This is a genomic window from Chromatiales bacterium 21-64-14, from assembly GCA_002255365.1.
GTDB lineage: Bacteria > Pseudomonadota > Gammaproteobacteria > 21-64-14 > 21-64-14 > 21-64-14.
This window is the reverse complement of the sequence record NCBI01000001.1, coordinates 344,825-363,815: the sequence shown is the minus strand read 5'-3', so window position 1 is coordinate 363,815 and position 18,991 is coordinate 344,825. Positions and strand designations below refer to the sequence as shown.

Genomic DNA, 18,991 nt, shown 5'->3' with positions numbered 1-18,991 from the left:
GGAGCAGGGCCTTCCCCCCGCGATTGGCTCTTCCACACACCATTGCCCTCACTGGCGCGACCGGGTTTATCGGCGGCGCGCTGTTGCGCGCGCTGCTCAACGAGGGATTGCAGATCCGAGCCCTGGTGCGCCGAACTTCGCGGGCGGTTGCTGCGGGTCCGGTGGAATGGATCCGAGGTGATTTGGATGACACCGAGTGCCTGCGCGAGTTGACCCGCGGAGCGGACGCCGTGATACATTGCGCGGGGGCGGTACGGGGTGCCCGGCGTGCGGATTTCGATCTCGTCAATGTTGCCGGCGTAGCGCGGCTAGCGGCGGTGGCGGCGTCCTACCAACCCGCACCGCGTTTCCTGTTGATGTCATCCCTGGCTGCCCGGGAGCCCGGCCTGTCATTCTATGCCTCCAGCAAGCGTGATGGGGAGGATGCGCTTGCCGGTGCCGCTGGGCCGATGGGATGGGCCGTATTGCGGCCACCGGCGGTATACGGGCCGGGGGACCGTGAGGTGGCGCCACTGTTCCGATGGATCGGGCGTGGTCATGCCCCCTTGCTTTCCGAGGCCGATGCCCGGTTTTCGCTGCTGTATATAGATGACCTTGCGGCCGCCGTGGTGGCGTGGCTGCGGGACGGCGGCAACGAGCGGCGTGCGTTCGAGTTGCACGACGGGCGGCTCGGCGGTTATTCCTGGGAAGACGTGGTGAGTATCGCGGAACGGTTGTTAGGCCGCCGCATACGTCGGATCCCCGTCCCGGCATCGCTCCTGCGCGTGGCGGCCGGGGTGAACCTGGTCGCCGCGCGCGTCTTGCGGTACCGGCCGATGTTGACGCCGGGCAAGGTGTGCGAGCTGCGTCACCGGGACTGGGTGTGCGACAATCGGGAAATCCATCAGGCTATCGCCTGGGCACCCCGGGTGGGGTTGGAAGAGGCGCTGCGCAGCGGCTTAGGATGGGGTACGATCAGCGCAACCCGGAGTTGAGTCGGCCGCAACGGCGGTACCGGCCCCCGGCCTGGGCCATGACAACGGTTTCCCGTGGCCACGTCCCACGCGGGGTGGTTCGCGGCTGGCCGCCGGGCGGTTGGATGAACCGGGCGCGTATTGGCGGGTCCCGACCTACCCGAGAACGCGGTACACTGGTCGGGTTGAACGGTGAGGGCGGATTTTAAATGAGCGCGTACGATGACATCGTGGCCCAGGTATATCAGGGCCTCAGGCCGTTCGCCCGGAACGACGTCGCGCTGAGCGAAGATTCCGAACTCGTGGGGGACCTGGGGCTGGATTCCGTGCAGGTAATGGAGATGTTGCTGGAGATCGAGGATCGTTTCGGGATTTCCATCCCGGTTAACATCCTTGCCGAGGTGGTCACCATACGCGATCTGGCCTCGCAGATCGAACGACTGACGCGTGAGTGACCATGGCGCTGTTCGATAAATTTCAACGGCTCGCGGCCGCGAAGGAAGAACTCGACGGTTATGGAGTGGATCCTTTCGGCGTCCAGGTCGAGCGGGTGATATCCGCCACCGAAGGCCAGATCGAGGGCCGCCCCACCATCCTGGCCGGCACCAATAATTACCTTGGCCTGAGCTTCGACCCCGAGTGTATCGCCGCGGCGCGCGCGGCGGTTTCGGTGGAGGGTACCGGCACCACTGGCTCGCGGATGGCGAACGGGACCTTTGCGGGTCACCTGGCCCTGGAGCGGGAGTTGGCGGATTTCTACGGTCGCCGTTCCGCGATCGTGTTTTCCACCGGATATCTGGCCAACCTGGGGATTCTGTCCACCGTGGCGGGCCCGGGGGACGTGCTGCTGCTGGACACCGATTGTCACGCCAGCATCTACGACGGTGGCAGGATGAGCGGCGCCGAAATGATCCGATTCCGGCACAACAATGCCGCGGATCTCGGCAAACGGCTGGCCCGGCTCGGTGAGCGGGCCGCGGACGCCGTGATCGTGGTGGAAGGTATCTACAGCATGTTGGGCGATCGCGCGCCGCTGCAGGCGATCGTCGAGGCCAAGCGCTGCTACGGGGGCTATCTCGTGGTAGACGAGGCCCATTCCCTGGGCGTGCTCGGTGCGCACGGCCGCGGTCTCGCCGAAGAGGCTGGGGTGGAACGCGACGTGGACTTCGTTATCGGGACCTTCAGCAAGAGTCTAGGCGCCACCGGCGGGTTCTGTGTCAGCGACCTTCCAGCCTTGGACCTGATCCGCTACGCCAGTCGACCCTACGTGTTTACCGCATCCCCTTCGCCGTCGGTGATCGCCTCCACCCGTACCGCTTTACGTTTGTTGCGCGAGCGGCCAGCGTTGCGGCAGCGGCTTTGGGACAACGCGCAACATTTGTACAGCGCCCTGGAAAAGCTGGGGTTCCGTCTGGGACCCGAGGTGAGCCCGGTGGTGGCCGTCATGCTAGACAGCAAGGCCCAGGCTCTCGCTTTTTGGCGTGGTCTGCTGGAGCGGGGGATCTACGTCAATCTGATGTTTCCGCCCGCGACGCCCAATGGCAGATGCCTGGTGCGTTGCAGCGTCAGCGCCGCCCATAGCCCGGAGCAGATCGAGGTGATCTGTGCCGCCTTCGAGCAGCTGCGCGAGATCTCCGAGACACCCGTGTCAGATCTGCGCGCCAAGGTATCCGGCGCGGCGCCCTGAATCCGCTGCGCCCTGGATGCGGCGGTGCGTCAACGGCGTTGCCCGCGGCCCGGCGACCTGCAGGATGGACCAGCGGATGATTTCCTTGCGCGAATTGGTGATCTATAGCGACCACCTGTTGGAGAGCAACGCGCTTCCCGACTATTGCCCCAACGGCCTGCAGGTGGAGGGCCGCGAACAGGTCCGGCGGTTGGTGAGCGGCGTAAGCGCCTGCCGGTCGTTGATCGAAGCCGCTGCAGGCACCGGTGCGGATTTGCTGCTGGTGCACCATGGTTATTTCTGGAAGGGTGAGGACGCCCGGATCACCGGGATGAAACGGGCGCGGATCAAGGCGCTCCTGGACGCGGGGATCAGCCTGCTGGCCTATCACCTGCCTTTGGATGTCCACCCGGAACTGGGCAACAACGCCCAACTGGCGTTGCGTCTGGGTTTTCGGGTCGCTGGGCGTTTCGGCCGGGAGAGCGGTCCAGCCATTGGGTTCCATGGGGTGCTGGATACACCGGTAGCCGCGGCGGGTTTGGCTGAACGGGTGCGCCGGGTACTCGGGCGGATGCCCCTGCACGTACCGGGCAGGGCGGATCCGATCCGCAGTGTTGCTTGGTGCACGGGCGCGGCCCAGGGCTATATCGAGGCGGCGGCGGACCTAGACGTGGACGCGTATCTGACCGGCGAGGTCTCCGAGGCAACAGTGCATGTGGCCCGCGAGCGTGGGCTGCACTTTTTTGCCGCCGGCCATCACGCCACCGAGCGCTATGGAGTGCAGGCCCTGGGGATCCACTTGGCGGAGCACTTCGGGCTGGAACACCACTTCGTCGATATCGATAATCCGGCGTGAGGAGCAGACTCCACCGTGTGCCTTGCGTGCACCGGCGGGTACCGTTCTGGAAAATAAGAGTATTCTGAGATATGATGCTGCAGATTTTTTGCGTGTGGCCTGTGTCTGCGCGGATCTGGTGATTCTAGTGGATAGAGGGGCTACCCATTAGCAATGACGGGGTGAATATGCGGCGGCGCCGCTTTCTCGCCGCCGGCCATGTCGCAGTGCCATTTCTCGCCTCAATAGCAACCGGGCAAGAAGGCCCAGGCGACGGGCGCCCAGGGGGGGTGGACATTGACAAGCTGTAATTGGATCAGCTCGTCGCCATTACCCCCAATGAATACGACCGTACGGTGTTGGGCTTGGTGAATTTTCTGGTCTACGTGGGTGAGCCGGCCAAGCTCCAGCGTAGTCGACTCGGGGGCTGGTCCGGGTCATGACAAATCCCGGGACTACACGGCGTGACCTTTCCGGATCACCCGGAGGCCGGGCAAACGGCGTACACTATGGTGGTCCTCTCCGGGCTGGGAGAGGTAGACGTTCGCGGTTTCCGGTGCTTGCCACGCCTCCCATTTTTCCTACAGGCTCCTAGGCCATGGTCCTGCTTGCCAACCGAAGGTCGGTAATGACGCTGTTCTCCGCGCCGACGTGTCCGTTCAGCCATCGGACACGCATGGTGCTTGCGGAGAAGGGGATTACCGTCGATATCGTCCAGATCGAACCCGGCGCCCAGGCCGAGGACCTGATCGATCTCAACCCGTACAACACCGTCCCGACCTTAGTGGATCGGGATTTGGTGCTCTACGACTCCCAGCTCATCATGGAGTACCTGGATGAGCGCTTTCCGCATCCGCCACTGATGCCGGTGGATCCCGTCTCCCGCGCTCGGTTCCGGCTGGCTTGGTACCGTATCGAGCACGATTGGTTCAGCATGATCGGCGACCTCGAGGACCGCAATGACAAGAAGTCGTCGAAGGCGCGCAAGATGCTGCGTGACGGTCTCGCCGCGACTGCTGACGTATTTGCCGCCAAACCTTTCTTCCTGAGCGATGAGTTCTCTCTGGTCGATTGCTGCATAGCGCCGCTGCTATGGCGGTTACCGGCCTACGGGGTTGAGCTGCCCAGCCAGGCGAAGGTGGTATCGCAGTACGCGGATCGGATATTCGCGCGTGATTCGTTCCGCGCCAGCCTCACGGATGCCGAACGCGAGATGCGGGATTGATGCCCATAGACGTGGATTGAAGCGCACCGTCGGAACACCATGGCCTCCAGCACCCGCCCGTACCTGATCCGCGCGATCTATGAGTGGACCCTGGACAATGGGTTCACCCCCTACGTTCTCGTCAACGCCATGGCCGCGGGTGCACGGGTTCCGCAACAGTATGTCGAGAACGGCAAGATCATCCTGAACATCAGTCCCCAGGCCGTCCAGGGACTGGGCCTGGGCAACGAACAGATCATGTTCCAGGCCCGCTTCAGCGGAAGTCCCATGGAAGTCCAGGTCCCGGTGCCCGCGGTGCTCGCGATCTACGCCCGGGAGACGGGGCAGGGCATGCTGTTTGATGAGAGCGACGAGGAACCGCCGCCGGAGCCGGCGGGGGAGCGCCGCAAGCCGGACCTGAAGGTGATCAAGTAGGGCCGACACTGAGGCGCGTGAGGCCGCGATGATCGAGGTAGTCCAGGGAGACATCACCCACTTGGCCACGGACGCCATCGTCAACGCCGCCAACCCCAGCCTCCTGGGGGGCGGCGGCGTAGACGATGCTATTCACCGGGGCGCGGGCCCCGAACTGTTGGCGTCCTGCCGGCCCCTGGGTGGTTGTTGCCCCGGTGACGCGAAAGTTACTCCCGGGTTTCGTCTGCCGGCTCGTTGGGTGATCCATACCGTGGGGCCGGTGTGGCGGGGCGGCGGGTATGGCGAGCCCGCCCTGCTGGAGCGTTGTTACCGCCGTTGCTTCCAGTTGGCCATGGAAATCGGCGTGTGCAGCATCGGGTTCCCCGCTATCAGCACCGGCGTGTACGGCTATCCTAAGGGAGAGGCGGCCCAGATCGCGCTTCGCGTTATGAGAGAACACGCACCGCACCTGGATCGCATTGTCGCTTGCTGCTTCAGTGCGGCGGACGCGGAGTTGTACCGGCGGTTACTGCCGGGCGCTCCGGTGCCCTGACCGGCACTGGCGCCGAAGGCGCGTCGCGGGTCCGGACGCCGAGTAGAGGTCAATACGTCGCGTCGGGGTCCGGCGGCAGGGTCTTGCCCGGGTTCAGGATCCCATGCGGATCGAACTGGGACTTGATGCGGCGCATCAGGTCCAGGGTGGCCGGGTCGATCTCCCGAGCGATGTAATCCCGTTTCTCCAGACCCACACCGTGTTCTCCTGACAGCGTGCCCCCCAGTTCCAGCACCAGATCGAAGACCCGGCCCAGACATGCCTGTCCTGCTGCCAGTTGCCGGGGATCGTCCGGGTCCACCAGCAGGTTCACGTGGATGTTCCCATTCCCGGCGTGGCCGAAGTTCACGATAGTGACGTCGAACTCCCGGGCCAGGTCGTTCAGCCCGTCGATGAGGTCCGCCATCCGTGATACGGGGACCACCACGTCTTCGTTGATCTTCTTTGGCGCAATGGTACGCAGCGCCGGAGACAGGGCCTTGCGTGCGGTCCACAACTCACGCACCTCCTGGGCATCCCGTGCCGCGCGCAATTCCACCAGCCCGTCGCCATCCGCGGCACGGCCTACCGACGCGACGGCGGCGTCCATCCCCGCCTCGGGACCGTCCACCTCGATCATCAGCAGGGCGCCGGCTCCGTGCGGCAGGTCGGCACCGGTGTAGCCACGGATCATCTCGATGGCGCGCGCGTCCATAAACTCCAGGGCGCAGGGGATCACCGGTTGGGCCATGATCCGCGATACCGCCCGTGCGGCGCCGCGGATATCCCGGTACACGGCGCGCAGGGTGCGCCGTGTCTCCGGCAGCGGGGTGAGCTTCAGGGTTGCTTCGGTGATGATCGCGAGGGTGCCTTCCGATCCGATCAGCAGGCGGGTGAGGTCGTAGCCCACCACCCCTTTTGTGGTATAGACCCCGGCGCGGATTTCTCGGCCCGCACCGGTTACGGCGCGCAGGCCCAGGGTGTTCTCCCGCGGCGTGCCGTATTTGACCGCGCGTGGGCCCGCCGAGTTGTAGGCGAGGTTGCCACCCACAGTACAGTACGCCGCGCTGGTGGGGTCGGGGGGCCAGAAAAATCCGTGCGCCGCCGCCGCGTCCTGGACCCCCTGGTTGGTGACGCCGGGCTCAACCACAATCACCCGATTGTCCGGGTCCAGTGTCAGAATCCGGTCCATGCGTTCCAGGGATAGGACCAGGCCGCCCTCGGTCGGTACGCTGGCGCCGGTGGTGCCGGTTCCGCGCCCACGCGCCACCAGAGGCACACGTTGCGCGTGGCACAGGCCTACCACGTCGCGCACCTGCGCGTGGGTGGTGGCGAACACCACGGCATCCGGTACCGCATGCCGGCGGCTGTTGTCGTAGCCGTATGCCCAGCGGTCGGCCGGGTCGGTGAGCACGGCGCCGGCGCCGACGATCTCCGTCAGCGTTCGCAGAATCTGGGGCGCGAGCGTTGTCATAGTGGCGGTCGGTTTCAGGTGGCGGATGACGGTCGACGGCCGGCGGTCGCTTCGTGCCGGGGCCGCTCCGGGGTTGTACGGCGTTGCGCGGACGGTGTGTAGCCCGCACACCCGTCTCTTTTGAGGTCTTTCAGTACTCCTGTCCGAGCAGTTGCCGGTCCACGAGATCACATAGGCAATGGACTATCAGGATATGGACTTCCTGGATCCGTGCCGTCGAGGTGCCGGGTACCCGGATCTCCACATCGCGTTCCTCCAAAACGGTGGCGAGACTGCCGCCGTCGCGGCCATTGAGTGCGATGACCACCATGTCACGGTCGTGCGCTGCCTGTGCCGCCCGTAGGATATTGCGCGAGTTACCGCTGGTGCTGATGGCGAGCAATACGTCGCCTGGTTGGCCGAGAGCCTGGACCTGTTTGGCGAATATTTCGTCGAAGCTCTCGTCGTTGGCGATGGAGGTCAGGGTGGAGCTGTCGGTGGTCAACGCCACTGCTGGCAGACCGGGACGCTGGATCTCGTAGCGGTTGAGCATCTCGGCCGCAAAATGCTGGGCATCGGCGGCGGACCCGCCGTTGCCGCAGGCCAGCACCTTGTGGCCGTCCAGCAGGCCGGTGGTGATCGTCTCCGCGGCCCGCGCGATCGCCGTGGCGACGGCCTCCAAGGCCTGGCGCTTGACCGCGATGCTTTCCTCGAAATTCTGACGGATGTACCCCAGCAGGTCCATGACCGGCTCCTCAGGCCCCAAAGGCGTTGGGTATCCACCGGATTCGAGGGCCAGTGCGGGCACCTTCCATGGATACCACGTCGAACCGGCTCGGCGCCCGCGCGGCTACCGGGTCGCGCTGCAGGTAGTGTAATGCAGTCGCTAGCAGTTTGGCGCGTTTGCGCGCATCCACGCTCTCCGCCCCGGTGCCGAAGCGGGGTGCGCGCCGGTAGCGGACCTCGATGAACACGGTGCTGCCCTGCTGTTCCATGACCAGATCGATCTCGCCGGCCGGGCAGCGGTAGTTGCGTTCTATCAGGGTGAGCCCCTGGGCTTGCAGGTACCGGCATGCCAGGTCTTCCGCCCAGCGGCCCGTGTCCGCGGGGCGCTGGGCACTCACGGGATCGCCTTGCCAGTCGCTTTGGGTATGGCCACCGGGTCCAGCAGTACCGGCAGGCCGTCCTGGAAACGGGCCCACAGCAGGTCCCGGTGTACGCGCCCGTCGGGGTCCAGGGCGAGACTGCCGGTGGCCCCCTCGAAGCGCGCAAACGGGTTGCTGCGCATGGCGTCCAGCTGGGGGATGATCCGGTACGCGTCGATTCCCAGGGCGTTGAGCCGCGGCAGTCGCGCGGACTGATCCGGCCAAAGGGTAGTGAGTTCCTGGCGTATGTCTTGCTGGGCTGGGGTTTCCGCCAGGGTCCAGGGCATGTCGCAAAACCGCGTACCGTCCAGATCCCGATCCGCGTCGGCGTCCGGTGTACCGGAATAGATGTGGGACGTAGCGTAGACCGGCAGATCCGATGCGTGGTGGAACTTCAACTGAGGCCGCAGCAGTCTTGCGTCCCGAGGGAAGGCCGCCATGAATATGAAGTCCACATCCTTGCGCCGGCGCGGCTCGAACTCCAGTTTGCGCTGCAGGAGGCTGCGCAAGGCGCGATACCGGGCCCGGCTCTCGTCCAGATTCAGAAGCCGACGGATCGGCGTGGCGAAATCGGTGTGGGTCGGATTGTAGCGTTGTTCTCCGAGGGTGATGCCGCCAAGAGTCTGCCAACGCTGCTCGAAGGCCCGCGCGACCCGATCGCCCCAAGAGCCCTCCGGGGCCAGCACCAGCACCCGGCTGTGACCGTCGAGCCAAGCGCGTTCCGCCACTTGACGCGCCTCCTGTTCAGGGGATAAGCCGAATTGATAGAAGCCCTTGGGGGCCGGCTGTCCGGGTTCCAAATAGTTCAGCGCCAGGGTCGGCACCGCGAGCGACGGCTGCTGGGCTACCGCGGTGACCGCCTCCTTGCGCAGCGGTCCGACGATGAAGTCCGCGCCGTCGCGTACCGCCTGGAGGTAGGCCTGCACGGCGTCCGCCGGCAGGTCGCCGGTGTCGTAGATCCGGATCCGTGGAGGGGGGGAGGTTTGCTGGCTCGTGGGCTGGTAGTAGGCGGCCAGGAACCCGTCCAGTACGGCGCTGGCGGCCTCAGCGAAGGGGCCCCGCAACGGCAGGAGTAGGGCCACCGAATGCGGATGGAGCCGCGCGGCGGCGTAGTACCGGAGCAGTTCGGGGATCAAGACGCGGATCGCGGGATGGTCCGGATAGCGCTGTTCCCACGTATGTACCGCATGCTGGAACTGCGCCGGGTTTCCCTGGGCGGCACGCGCCAGGGTTGCGAGTTCCAGCCAGCCGCTCACCGGATCGGGGGGCGGCGCGGTGCGTAGTTGTTCCAAGGCCGCGCTGGTGAGCTGACCGAGGGCGCTCCAGATCTGTTGCTGATTTTCCTGAACCGCCTCCGGCGTTTTCAGCAGCGGTTCCAGTGCCACTCGTTCGCGCACGCTCTCCAGGGGGTTTCCGGCCAGCAGGAAGGCGGTCGCTCGCAGGCGGCGGAGGCGCCGTTGCAGGGAATCCGGCAGGCGTTCCGGCGGTGAGATGGTGGTGGCGGTGAGGGCCTTGAGGGGGTTGCGTTTCGCGAGGTAAATCTCCCCGGTCAGCAGCTGACGCTGCACCGTCAGCAGGGGGGCTCCAGGCGGGATCTGAATCCGGATCAGCAGGGCCTGCGCGGCGTCGATCTGTCCGCCCATCACGTAGGCGTGGGCCGCACGCAGCAGGTAGTCCTCACGCGTGGGCGGCGCGGCATGCTCTGCCAGGGTCTGATAAGCTTGGGCGGCGTCCAGGTAACGGCCCGCTGCTTCCAGGGACTCGGCGCGGGCCGCGGGATGGAACTGGGGTAGCAGGCCGGGGGCGCCGCGTTGCAGCCCGGCGCATCCGGCAAGCAGTGCTACGCCAAGCGCGCAGGCTAAACGGAGCAGGGTGGCGCGTGCGTACCTGCTCGTGGCCGGCCGGCGCGGCGGCTTCGCCGACACTCCGCCGTGTCGGGCAGGGGGAGTACGCCCAATACGGGCGTATACAGTGGTGACCGCCGGCGGCGGCCGGTGGGAAATGCTGGCTGGGATCGGCGTGTGTTGCATACGGTATGGTCTGGGGCCAGGATGGTGTCAGAACAGGTCGGGTGCGGTAGGTGCGGCCCGGCGCCCAGGCAACCGGACGCGCCGCTCCGCGTGGTTAATTGCCCGCCGCGGGTTCCGCAGAACCGCGCCACTTCCGGTGGCCCGCCCGGGCGACAGGCGTCGTGGTCCCGCGGTGACGGATTGACGAACCACAGTATCTTGGCGATTGTGCAAGTGTCAATCGAGAAGGGGGTCTTGTACGTGGTCGCCACGCCCATCGGGAACCTGGGGGATCTCAGTTCCCGGGCCCGGGAGGTGTTGGCCGGCGTGGACCATATCGCCGCTGAGGATACCCGCCATAGCCGCGGGTTGTTGGCCCACTTCGATATTCACACGTCCCTTTCGTCCCTGCACGAACACAATGAAACGCGAGAGGGCCCGCGGCTGGTGGAGCGACTCCTGGCCGGCGATGCCCTGGCCTTGATCTCGGACGCAGGTACTCCGTTGATCAGTGATCCGGGATACCGTCTGGTACGGCTGGCCCGCGATCGCGGGGTGCGGATCGTTCCGGTCCCGGGGCCCAGCGCTTTGACCTGTGCGCTGTCGGCCTGCGGACTGCCCGCGGATCGGTTCGTGTTCGAGGGCTTTCTCCCCCCACGCGCCACGGCGCGACGCGCACGCCTCGCGCAGCTGTGCGCCGAATCGCGGACATTGGTGTTCTACGAAGCGTCGCATCGTATCGAACCCACGCTATCGGACATGGCTGGCGCCCTGGGCACGGAACGCCCGGCGGTGGTGGCCCGGGAACTGACCAAGCGCTTCGAGACCCTGCGTGCGGGCGGCCTGGAGGAGCTGGCGCGCTGGATCGCCGCGGACCCGCAGCAGCACAAAGGGGAATTCGTGGTCCTGGTGGCGGGCGCGAGTCCCATCCCCGATGCGCCCGACTTGGCTGAGGCGCGCCGGGTTCTGGGGCTCTTGCTGGAGGAGCTCCCGGTGAAACAGGCGGTGGCGCTGGCCGCGGGCATTACCGGGCAGCCGAAAAACCAACTCTATGCGCTGGCCCTTGAGCTTCGTGATGGGTTGCGTTAAAACGGTTTTTTAGCGGACCGTGCCGCGGACGAACGCAGGGAATGCGATGTCCATCACCACTGCCGACGGTCGAGATTCTGCCCACCCCGATTTCGCCGCGGGCCTGTCCCATTTTCAGGCCGGGGAGTATCGGGAGGCCCTGGCTTGCTTCCGAAAGGCAGACTTCGAGGCTCGGCGTGACGACCACCACCGCCACCGATATACCTCCTACCACGGTCTGACCTTGGTGTGTCTCGGGGATCCCGGCGGCCTTGCCCTGTGCCGGGCGGCCGTGGACAGCGACGAGTTGGACGTGGGGTTGTTCCGCAATCTGGCGTTGGCCGAATTGCAGACCCAACACCGCCGCCGGGCGGTGGCGGCCTTGGGCAAGGGGCTGGCAGTGGATCCCGACGATTCCGGCTTGCTGGAACTGCGGCGCCAGCTCGGCGTGCGTCGCCTGCCGCTGGTGCCGTTCTTGGGCCGTGATCACCTGGTCAACCGCATCCTCGGAAAGCTGACCTACCGCCGTCGCGGCCGGAACCCGTCCGCCGGGGGCGCGTAAGACCCCGGGGTCCCCGGCGCTGCCTGGTGCTATACTGAACTGCGGAGTCGGCCGGGCAGCCGCTGCGTCGCGTGTAGGCGTAGAGGAAAGTCCGGGCTCCATAGGGCAGGGTGCCAGGTAACGCCTGGGGGGCGCGAGCCCACGGAAAGTGCCACAGAAAATATACCGCCTACGCACCTACGGGTGCCGGTAAGGGTGAAATGGTGCGGTAAGAGCGCACCGCGTTCGGTGGCAACACCGGCGGCACGGTAAACCCCACCCGGAGCAAGACCAAATAGGGGGGCAATGGTGCGGCCCGCACGGCTCCCGGGTAGGTCGCTTGAGGTGCGCGGTGACGCGCATCCCAGAGGAATGGCTGTCCTCGACAAAACCCGGCTTACAGGCCGACTCCGCTCTTCACCGAATCCCCCAGAGGTGTGTTCCGCGCCCTGGATTTCCCGTGCCGAGGCGTCTCGCGCCGTTCCTGCCGACGGTCGTCTCCGTCTGGCAACATTTGATCCGCGTTCCTGACTAGCCTCCTGATGCGGCCGCCGGTGCGCGCCGCGACGTGTGTGCACCCGCCTTATACCGTCGTCGACATTTTTTTAAGGTCCGCGTGGTCGCGTCCGATTGGCGGTTCGGCGTCCGCCCGGCGAACGCCCGTGGGAAATGCCGGACAGCCTTCCGCGGCCCTTTGAACGCGGGTTTTCCAGCACGTCCCCAGGTATCTCCGGGCGCCCTTGACAGCCCGAGTAGCCCGGCGGTATTGTCGCGGTGGGCTGTCGTGGGACAATGTGGCAGAAAGTGGATAATTAGAACCACCGTAGGGGTTGAAAGGGGTGGCTGTCTCCTTCCGCGGTGTTAATGGGCTCACCCTGGATGCCAAGGGCCGCTTGGCGATCCCGGCGACCTATCGCCAGGCGTTGACCGACCACTGCGACGGCAAGCTGGTGGTGACCCTCAACCGTGAGTCATCCCTGCTGCTCTATCCACTTCCCGAATGGGAGGATGTCGCTCGCCGCATTTTACGCCTCCACGAGTCGGAGTTTGCCAGCAGTCTGCGCGCGGTCATGGTAGCCAACGCTACCGACTGTCGACTCGACGCCCACGGGCGGGTGCTGCTGCCGGCGATTCTCAGAGAACTGGTGTCCATTACCAAGGAGATCCGTTTGATCGGCATGGGCAACCGGCTGGAGCTTTGGGACGCGGCGACCTGGGACGAGAAGCTGCGTCACAGCATGGAAGTGGTGCGGCAGGAGCCGCCGGCGAACGCCGGCGAGATCTTCTTCAACTGACAATGCATGGTGCGAGACGACACCCATCGCGCGGTCCTGTTGGAGGAGGTGCTGGAAGGGTTGTGTCCACGGCCCGGCGGGGTCTATGTGGATGCCACCTACGGCCGTGGCGGGCACGCCGCCGCGGTCCTGGAACGTATCGGCCCCGCGGGCCGGTTGCTGGCCATCGATAAGGACCCCGAGGCGGTTGCGGCGGCCCGGGAGCGGTTTGCAGACGATCCACGGGTGGCCTCGGTGCACGGTAGCTTTGAGACCTTGGAGGAACTGGTGGACGGCCACGGCTACGCCGGCAGGGTGAACGGCATCCTGCTGGACCTCGGCGTCTCCTCGCCACAGCTGGAGGAGGCGCGGCGGGGTTTTAGCTTCCTGAGGGACGGCCCGCTGGACATGCGCATGGACCCTGATCGGGGCGAGAGCGCCGCCGCCTGGCTGGCGCGGGTGGACGAGGGTGAACTCACTCAGGTCATTCGGCGCTACGGCGAGGAGCGCTACGCGCGTAACGTGGCGCGGGCCATCGTGGCGGCCCGCGCGCGCGCGCCCATCACCCGCACCGGATCGCTCGCGGAGATCATCGCCGTCGCGGTTCCCAGCCGGGAACCGGGTAAGCACCCGGCGACCCGTACGTTCCAGGCGATCCGGATCTTTATCAATCGGGAGTTGGAGGTGCTCGCGGCGTGCCTGCCCCAGGCGGTGCGGGTGCTGGCGCCCGGCGCGCGGTTGGCAATGATCAGCTTTCATTCCCTCGAGGACCGGTTGGTGAAGCGGTTTCTACGGGATCAGGCGCGCGGGGACCGGTTCCCGCCGGACTTGCCGGTTTCCCAAGATCGGCTGACGCCGACCTTGCGGCTGGTGGGGCGCGCGCGCCGGCCCGGGGAGGCAGAAGTGGCGCGGAACCCGCGCGCGCGCAGCGCGGTGCTGCGGGTGGCGGAGCGTTTGCCGTGATGCAGCGTAGCGGCGTATTGGCCCTGCTGGCGCTGGTGCTGGCCTCTGCCCTGGGGGTGGTGTACGCCACGCACGAGACCCGGCGGCTGTTCGTTGAACTCCAGCACCTGCGTGCTGAGCGCGATTCACTGAACGTGGAATGGGGCCGGCTGGAGTTGGAGGAGAGCACCTGGGGCACTCACAGCCGGGTCGAGCGGATTGCTCGCACCCAGTTGGGGATGCATAGCCCCGCGCCCGACTCTGTTGTGATCGTCAGGCCGTGACGGTGGCAGCATCCGATATCGCCTATCCCGTTCGGCGTGCCCTGGTGCTGGGGCTGTTCGGCCTCGCGGGGGCCCTGCTGGTGGGCAGGGCGGTGCAGTTGCAGGTGCTGGATACCGGTTTTCTCCAGCACCAGGGGGACATGCGTTTCCTCCATGTGATACCGATCCCGGCCCACCGCGGGATGATCAGCGACCGCAACGGCGAACCGCTAGCCATCAGCACGCCGGTGGATTCGGTGTGCGCTAACCCCGGGGAGCTGGTCACCGACCTTGGGGCGGCACGCCGGCTGGCGCGGCTGCTAGACCTCCCGGGGGCGGGGTTGGTGCGTAAAATACAGGCCAATAAGGAGCGTAAGTTTCTGTATATCAAGCGACATATTCCCCCTGAGTTGGGGCGTCAGGTTACCGCGATGGACGTGCCGGGGGTGTTCCTGCGCCGCGAGTACCAGCGCTATTACCCGGCCGGAGCGGTGACTGCCCACGTCCTTGGCTTTACGAACATCGATGACGTGGGGCAGGACGGGCTGGAGCTGGCGTACAATAACTGGCTGCATGGTGTCCCGGGGAGCGAGCAGGTCCTGGAGGACCGGTTCGGTCATATTGTCCAGGAGGTGGAGCTGTTGCGCGCTCCGCGACCCGGCAAGAACCTGATCCTCAGTCTGGACCGACGGATCCAGTATCTCGCGTACCGGGAGTTGCAGGCGGCGGTGCAACAACACCACGCCCGTGCTGGTTCCCTGGTGATGCTCGATGCCCGCACCGGCGAGGTGCTGGCGATGGTGAATCAACCCTCTTACAACCCCAACAACCGCGCCCAGCTGTACGGCAGCCGGTACCGCAACCGCGCCGTAACCGACGTGTTCGAGCCCGGGTCCGCGATCAAGCCGTTCACCATTGCCACCGCCCTGCTGAGCGGACGGTATCGCCCCGACACCATCATCGATACCCGTCCCGGGTGGTTTCAGGTAGACAACGACACGATACGGGACGTAAGTGACTTTGGCGTGATCGACGTGAGCACGGTCATCGAGAAATCCAGCAATGTCGGGGCGAGCAAAATCGCCCTGTCCCTGCCGGCGCAGCTGCTCTGGACCGAATTCCACAAGTTCGGGTTCGGGCAGATTACGAGCAGCGGCTTTCCTGGCGAGGCCATGGGCCGGTTGCGCTACTACACCAAGTGGCATCCGGTGGACCAGGCCAGCCTGTCGTTCGGCTACGGGATCTCGGTGACCGCGCTGCAGTTGGCCCAGGCCTACGCGACCCTGGCCGATGGCGGGGTGATGCACCCACCACGATTTCTGAAGGCCAACACACCACCTGCGGGGACGCGGGTGATCCCCGCGTCCATCGCCGCCCAGGTGCGCGCCATGATGGAGCGGGTTGTGACCAAGGAGGGCACCGGGTTTCGTGCCCGGGTCCCCGGTTATCTGATCGCCGGCAAGACGGGCACGGTACACCGGCCGATCCCAGGTGGCTATGCCAAGCACCGTTACAATGCGATCTTCGCCGGTATGGCACCCGCCAGCGACCCGCGTCTGGTAATGGTGGTGGTGATCGACGATCCGCGCGGTGAATATTACGGTGGCGAGGTGGCGGCACCGGTATTCGCCCGCGTAATGGCCGGGGCCCTGCGCTTCCTGGATATCTCTCCGGACGCGGTGCCGGCGAATCAACAGCTGGTGCAATGGGGGGACGCAGCATGATGGCCGCGCGCCCCCACGCCGTGCATCTGCACCTGCGGGATCTGCTGGATGGCTTGGTGCAGGTGTCGGACCGCGACGATTGCGAGGTCCGTGGGCTGGCGGTGGACAGCCGTGGGGTGCGTGCTGGTGACGTGTTCTTCGCCTGCGCCGGACGGCGCAGTCACGGCCTCGCGTTCCTGAAGCAGGCCATCGCGGCAGGATCGGTCGCGGTGGTCTACGAGGTACGTGACGCCCACGAAGTCCGCGTACTGCGCGAGCGTTACGCGGTACCCAGCGGCCCGAGACGCGTACCGCTGGTAGCGGTGCCGGCGCTCTCTCGGCACCTGGGTGCGATTGCCGACCGGTTTTTCGCCCATCCGTCCCGGGATCTGACCGTCGTCGGAATTACCGGCACTAACGGAAAGACCTCCTGCAGCCATTTTCTGGCCCAGTCCCTGAATGGACTTGGCGGTCGCTGCGAGGTCATTGGTACGCTGGGTGTCGGAGCCATGGGACATCTGGAGCCCGTCGCGCACACGACCCCTGACGCTGTCACGGTACATCGCCTGCTCGCGGAAATGCGCGCGCGCGGCGCGGGTGCGGTGGCCATGGAGGTTTCCTCCCATGGCCTGCATCAGGGACGGGTAGCGGGAGTGCGTTTCGACACCGCCTTGTTCACGAATCTGACCCGAGATCACCTGGACTACCACGGTGACATGCGCACCTACGGCAGGGCCAAGCGCCTGCTCTTCGAGGCTGCCGGCCTGCGCCGCGCAGTCTTGAACCTGCGCGATGCCTTCGGACAGGAGATCCTGGACAGTCTTTCCCCTGAGGTCCAGGCCACGGGCTACTATCTCGATGCCGGGGCGCCGGAGCCCGGTGCGCGGCACCTGCTCCCAACCCATATTCCGTTGGTCATCGGATCCGATCTGCAACTGCACCGCGCCGGAATTTCGCTGCGTGTGGAAACGCCGTCGGGTTCCGGCCGGATTGACGCCGCGCTGCTGGGACGTTTCAACGCCGAGAACGTCCTGGCGACGCTGGCGGTGCTGGTGTCTATGGAGGTGCCCCTGGACGCCGCACTGGCGCGCGTGCGCGCGCTGAATACCGTACCTGGGCGCATGGAGGCGTTCGGCGCCGGACCGGGGCAGCCGCTGGTGGTGGTGGACTATGCCCATACCCCCGATGCGCTGGAGCAGGCCTTGGTCTCCCTGCGCGCCCACTGTGAGGGCGAACTGTGGTGTGTGTTCGGTTGCGGCGGGGAGCGCGACCCGGGCAAGCGGCCGTTGATGGGTGCGGTCGCCGAGGGCCTTGCCGACCGCTTGGTGATCACCAACGACAACCCGCGGAATGAATCGCCTACCGACATCGTGATCAATATTCAGCAAGGCATGCAGGATCCGGACCGTCCCTATGTATGCCGCGACCGCGCCGATGCCATCGCACTTGCGGTGCGTTGCGCGCGGTCGAGCGATGTGGTCCTGGTGGCCGGCAAGGGCCACGAGACGATGCAGCTGCTGGGTGATCAGGCGATCCCCTTCAGCGACCGCAACGAGGTTCTGCGTTGTCTGGCGGAGCGACACCCATGAACGGCCAGGGACTAGCGGCCGCGGCGCGTCTGCTCCACGCCCGCCATTTGGGCGCAGACGCCGTGTTCCGCAGCGTCAGTATCGATACCCGCACGCTGGAGGCGGGCGCCCTGTTTGTCGCGGTGCGTGGACCACGGTTCGATGGGCACGACTTCGTTGCCGAGGCCGAGGGGCGCGGCGCAGCGGGCGCGATGGTCAGCCGTGCCGTGCAGGTCCGCTGCCCGCAGTTGGTGGTTCGGGACACGCGCGCGGCACTCGGGGCGCTGGCGGCCCATCGACGTGCCAACCTCGCGATCCCGGTGGTGGCGATTACCGGCAGCAACGGAAAGACCACCGTGAAGGAACTGGTGGCGGCGATTCTCGGGGTCCAGGGTGAAGTCCTGGCCACCCGCGGCAACCTCAACAACGATCTTGGGGTTCCCCTGACACTGTTGCGGATCGGCCCCGCCCATCGTTATGCGGTGATCGAGATGGGCGCCAACCACCCGGGTGAAATCGCCGGTCTGAGCCGTATCGCGGTACCTACGGTTGCGCTAATCACCAATGCGGGACCAGCCCATCTGGAGGGTTTTGGCAGCGTGGAAGGGGTGGCGCGGGCAAAGGGCGAAATCTTTCAGGGGCTGCGAGCGGGTGGCGTGGCGGTGATCAACGCCGATGATGTTCACGCGGGCCTGTGGCGTTCCCTGGCGGAAGCGGCCGGGTGCCGGGTGTCGAGCTTCGGCGCGGAACATCCCGCGGCGGTGCGCGCCGTGCGCTGCGTGGCGCAGGCCGACGCCACCACCCGCTTTGCTCTGGAAACGCCGGCGGGCAGCGTGGATATCCACCTGCCGTTGCCTGGCCGCCACAACGTGCTCAACGCGGCGGCTGCCGCGGCCGCCGCGCTGGCCGCGGGCGTGGATCTTGCGGCCATACGCCGCGGGCTCGAGTCGGCGCGCGGGGTAGCTGGTCGCCTCCAGACCCAGACCGGCGTGGCGGGCGCGCGTCTGATCGACGACACCTATAACGCGAATCCCGGGTCCCTGCGCGCCGCGCTGGAGACCTTGACGACGTTTCCCGGGGTCCATTGGCTGGTGCTTGGGGACATGGGTGAGTTGGGTGCCGAGGCTCCCGGCCTGCATGCCGACGCGGGGCGCGTCGCGCGGGAGGTGGGAGTGGAGCGCCTATTCGCGGTAGGGGCGCTGAGCCGGGACGCGGTACAGGCCTTCGGTCCCGGCGCCCGGCACTTCCCGGACCGGGATGCACTGGTGACCGCGGTGCGCGCCGCGCTGCGCCCGGAGGTCACGGTACTGATCAAGGGTTCCCGGTTCATGGGTATGGAACGGGTGGTGCAGGCGCTTCAAGTGGAGGCGGGCCGGTGAGCCACGCCGCCGACCGATACCTCGCTCCGGGACGGACGTAAG

18 protein-coding genes, 1 other RNA gene and 1 pseudogene are annotated in these 18,991 nt (G+C 66.3%); 16 read left to right on the top strand and 4 right to left on the bottom strand.

Going from position 1 to position 18,991, the window contains the following annotated elements; genetic code table 11:
- Positions 1–23 precede the first annotated feature (23 nt).
- From B7Z66_01665 to B7Z66_01635, 7 genes are all read left to right on the top strand, one after another.
- Complete coding sequence (locus tag B7Z66_01665; protein ID OYV78275.1) at positions 24–974, top strand: hypothetical protein; 951 nt, start codon at positions 24–26, stop codon at positions 972–974.
- Positions 975–1,162: 188 nt separating this feature from the next.
- A complete protein-coding gene (locus tag B7Z66_01660; protein OYV78274.1) occupies positions 1,163–1,408 on the top strand; it encodes an acyl carrier protein in 246 nt (81 codons plus the stop codon).
- Positions 1,409–1,410: 2 nt separating this feature from the next.
- Positions 1,411–2,640 carry an 8-amino-7-oxononanoate synthase gene (locus B7Z66_01655; GenBank protein ID OYV78273.1) on the top strand — a complete coding sequence of 410 codons (1,230 nt, stop codon included), beginning with the start codon at positions 1,411–1,413 and terminating at the stop codon, positions 2,638–2,640.
- Between the two features lie 76 nt (positions 2,641–2,716).
- Positions 2,717–3,475 carry a Nif3-like dinuclear metal center hexameric protein gene (locus tag B7Z66_01650; protein OYV78272.1) on the top strand — a complete coding sequence of 253 codons (759 nt, stop codon included), beginning with the start codon at positions 2,717–2,719 and terminating at the stop codon, positions 3,473–3,475.
- 577 nt (positions 3,476–4,052) lie between these two features.
- Entirely contained in the window at positions 4,053–4,679 is a 627-nt protein-coding gene (locus B7Z66_01645) for a stringent starvation protein A (protein ID OYV78271.1), read from the top strand.
- A gap of 39 nt (positions 4,680–4,718) precedes the next feature.
- Complete coding sequence (locus B7Z66_01640; GenBank protein OYV78270.1) at positions 4,719–5,093, top strand: ClpXP protease specificity-enhancing factor; 375 nt, start codon at positions 4,719–4,721, stop codon at positions 5,091–5,093.
- Positions 5,094–5,121: 28 nt separating this feature from the next.
- Positions 5,122–5,625 (top strand): O-acetyl-ADP-ribose deacetylase, encoded by a 504-nt coding sequence (locus tag B7Z66_01635; protein ID OYV78269.1) that lies wholly within the window; start codon positions 5,122–5,124, stop codon positions 5,623–5,625.
- A gap of 49 nt (positions 5,626–5,674) precedes the next feature.
- Here the strand turns inward: B7Z66_01635 and B7Z66_01630 are convergent, their stop codons facing one another.
- From B7Z66_01630 to B7Z66_01615, 4 genes are all read right to left on the bottom strand, one after another.
- Positions 5,675–7,078: an FAD-binding oxidoreductase gene (locus B7Z66_01630; protein OYV78268.1), complete on the bottom strand. Its 1,404-nt coding sequence runs from the start codon at positions 7,076–7,078 to the stop codon at positions 5,675–5,677.
- Positions 7,079–7,208: 130 nt separating this feature from the next.
- On the bottom strand, positions 7,209–7,802 hold the full coding sequence (locus B7Z66_01625) for a phosphoheptose isomerase (GenBank protein ID OYV78267.1): 594 nt from the start codon (positions 7,800–7,802) through the stop codon (positions 7,209–7,211).
- 10 nt (positions 7,803–7,812) lie between these two features.
- Positions 7,813–8,181 (bottom strand): YraN family protein, encoded by a 369-nt coding sequence (locus B7Z66_01620; GenBank protein OYV78266.1) that lies wholly within the window; start codon positions 8,179–8,181, stop codon positions 7,813–7,815.
- A complete protein-coding gene (locus B7Z66_01615) occupies positions 8,178–10,232 on the bottom strand; it encodes a hypothetical protein (GenBank protein OYV78265.1) in 2,055 nt (684 codons plus the stop codon). The genes B7Z66_01620 and B7Z66_01615 overlap by 4 nt, the downstream gene beginning before the upstream one ends.
- Before the next feature lie 21 nt (positions 10,233–10,253).
- Here B7Z66_01615 and B7Z66_01610 point away from each other — a divergent pair, with 21 nt between their 5' ends.
- The 9 genes and pseudogenes from B7Z66_01610 (at position 10,254) to B7Z66_01570 (ending at position 18,990) form a co-directional block, all read left to right on the top strand.
- Positions 10,254–11,300 (top strand): 16S rRNA (cytidine(1402)-2'-O)-methyltransferase, encoded by a 1,047-nt coding sequence (locus B7Z66_01610; GenBank protein OYV78264.1) that lies wholly within the window; start codon positions 10,254–10,256, stop codon positions 11,298–11,300.
- A 46-nt stretch (positions 11,301–11,346) separates the two neighbouring features.
- Positions 11,347–11,841, top strand: coding sequence for a hypothetical protein (locus B7Z66_01605; GenBank protein ID OYV78263.1), 495 nt, complete (start codon positions 11,347–11,349; stop codon positions 11,839–11,841).
- A 43-nt stretch (positions 11,842–11,884) separates the two neighbouring features.
- Positions 11,885–12,236, top strand: an RNA gene (rnpB, locus tag B7Z66_01600) — RNase P RNA component class A.
- Between the two features lie 414 nt (positions 12,237–12,650).
- Complete coding sequence (locus B7Z66_01595; GenBank protein ID OYV78262.1) at positions 12,651–13,115, top strand: division/cell wall cluster transcriptional repressor MraZ; 465 nt, start codon at positions 12,651–12,653, stop codon at positions 13,113–13,115.
- Positions 13,116–13,121: 6 nt separating this feature from the next.
- Positions 13,122–14,057 (top strand): 16S rRNA (cytosine(1402)-N(4))-methyltransferase, encoded by a 936-nt coding sequence (locus B7Z66_01590; GenBank protein ID OYV78261.1) that lies wholly within the window; start codon positions 13,122–13,124, stop codon positions 14,055–14,057.
- Positions 14,057–14,320 (top strand): cell division protein FtsL, encoded by a 264-nt coding sequence (locus B7Z66_01585; GenBank protein ID OYV78260.1) that lies wholly within the window; start codon positions 14,057–14,059, stop codon positions 14,318–14,320. The genes B7Z66_01590 and B7Z66_01585 overlap by 1 nt, the downstream gene beginning before the upstream one ends.
- 2 nt (positions 14,321–14,322) lie before the next feature.
- Positions 14,323–16,023 carry a cell division protein gene (locus B7Z66_01580; protein OYV78399.1) on the top strand — a complete coding sequence of 567 codons (1,701 nt, stop codon included), beginning with the start codon at positions 14,323–14,325 and terminating at the stop codon, positions 16,021–16,023.
- Positions 16,020–17,591 carry a UDP-N-acetylmuramoyl-L-alanyl-D-glutamate--2,6-diaminopimelate ligase gene (locus B7Z66_01575; protein ID OYV78398.1) on the top strand — a complete coding sequence of 524 codons (1,572 nt, stop codon included), beginning with the start codon at positions 16,020–16,022 and terminating at the stop codon, positions 17,589–17,591. The genes B7Z66_01580 and B7Z66_01575 overlap by 4 nt, the downstream gene beginning before the upstream one ends.
- Positions 17,588–18,990: pseudogene (locus B7Z66_01570) on the top strand (UDP-N-acetylmuramoyl-tripeptide--D-alanyl-D-alanine ligase). Before B7Z66_01575 ends, B7Z66_01570 begins: the two are co-directional and overlap by 4 nt.
- The last annotated feature ends 1 nt before the right edge of the window (position 18,991 follow it).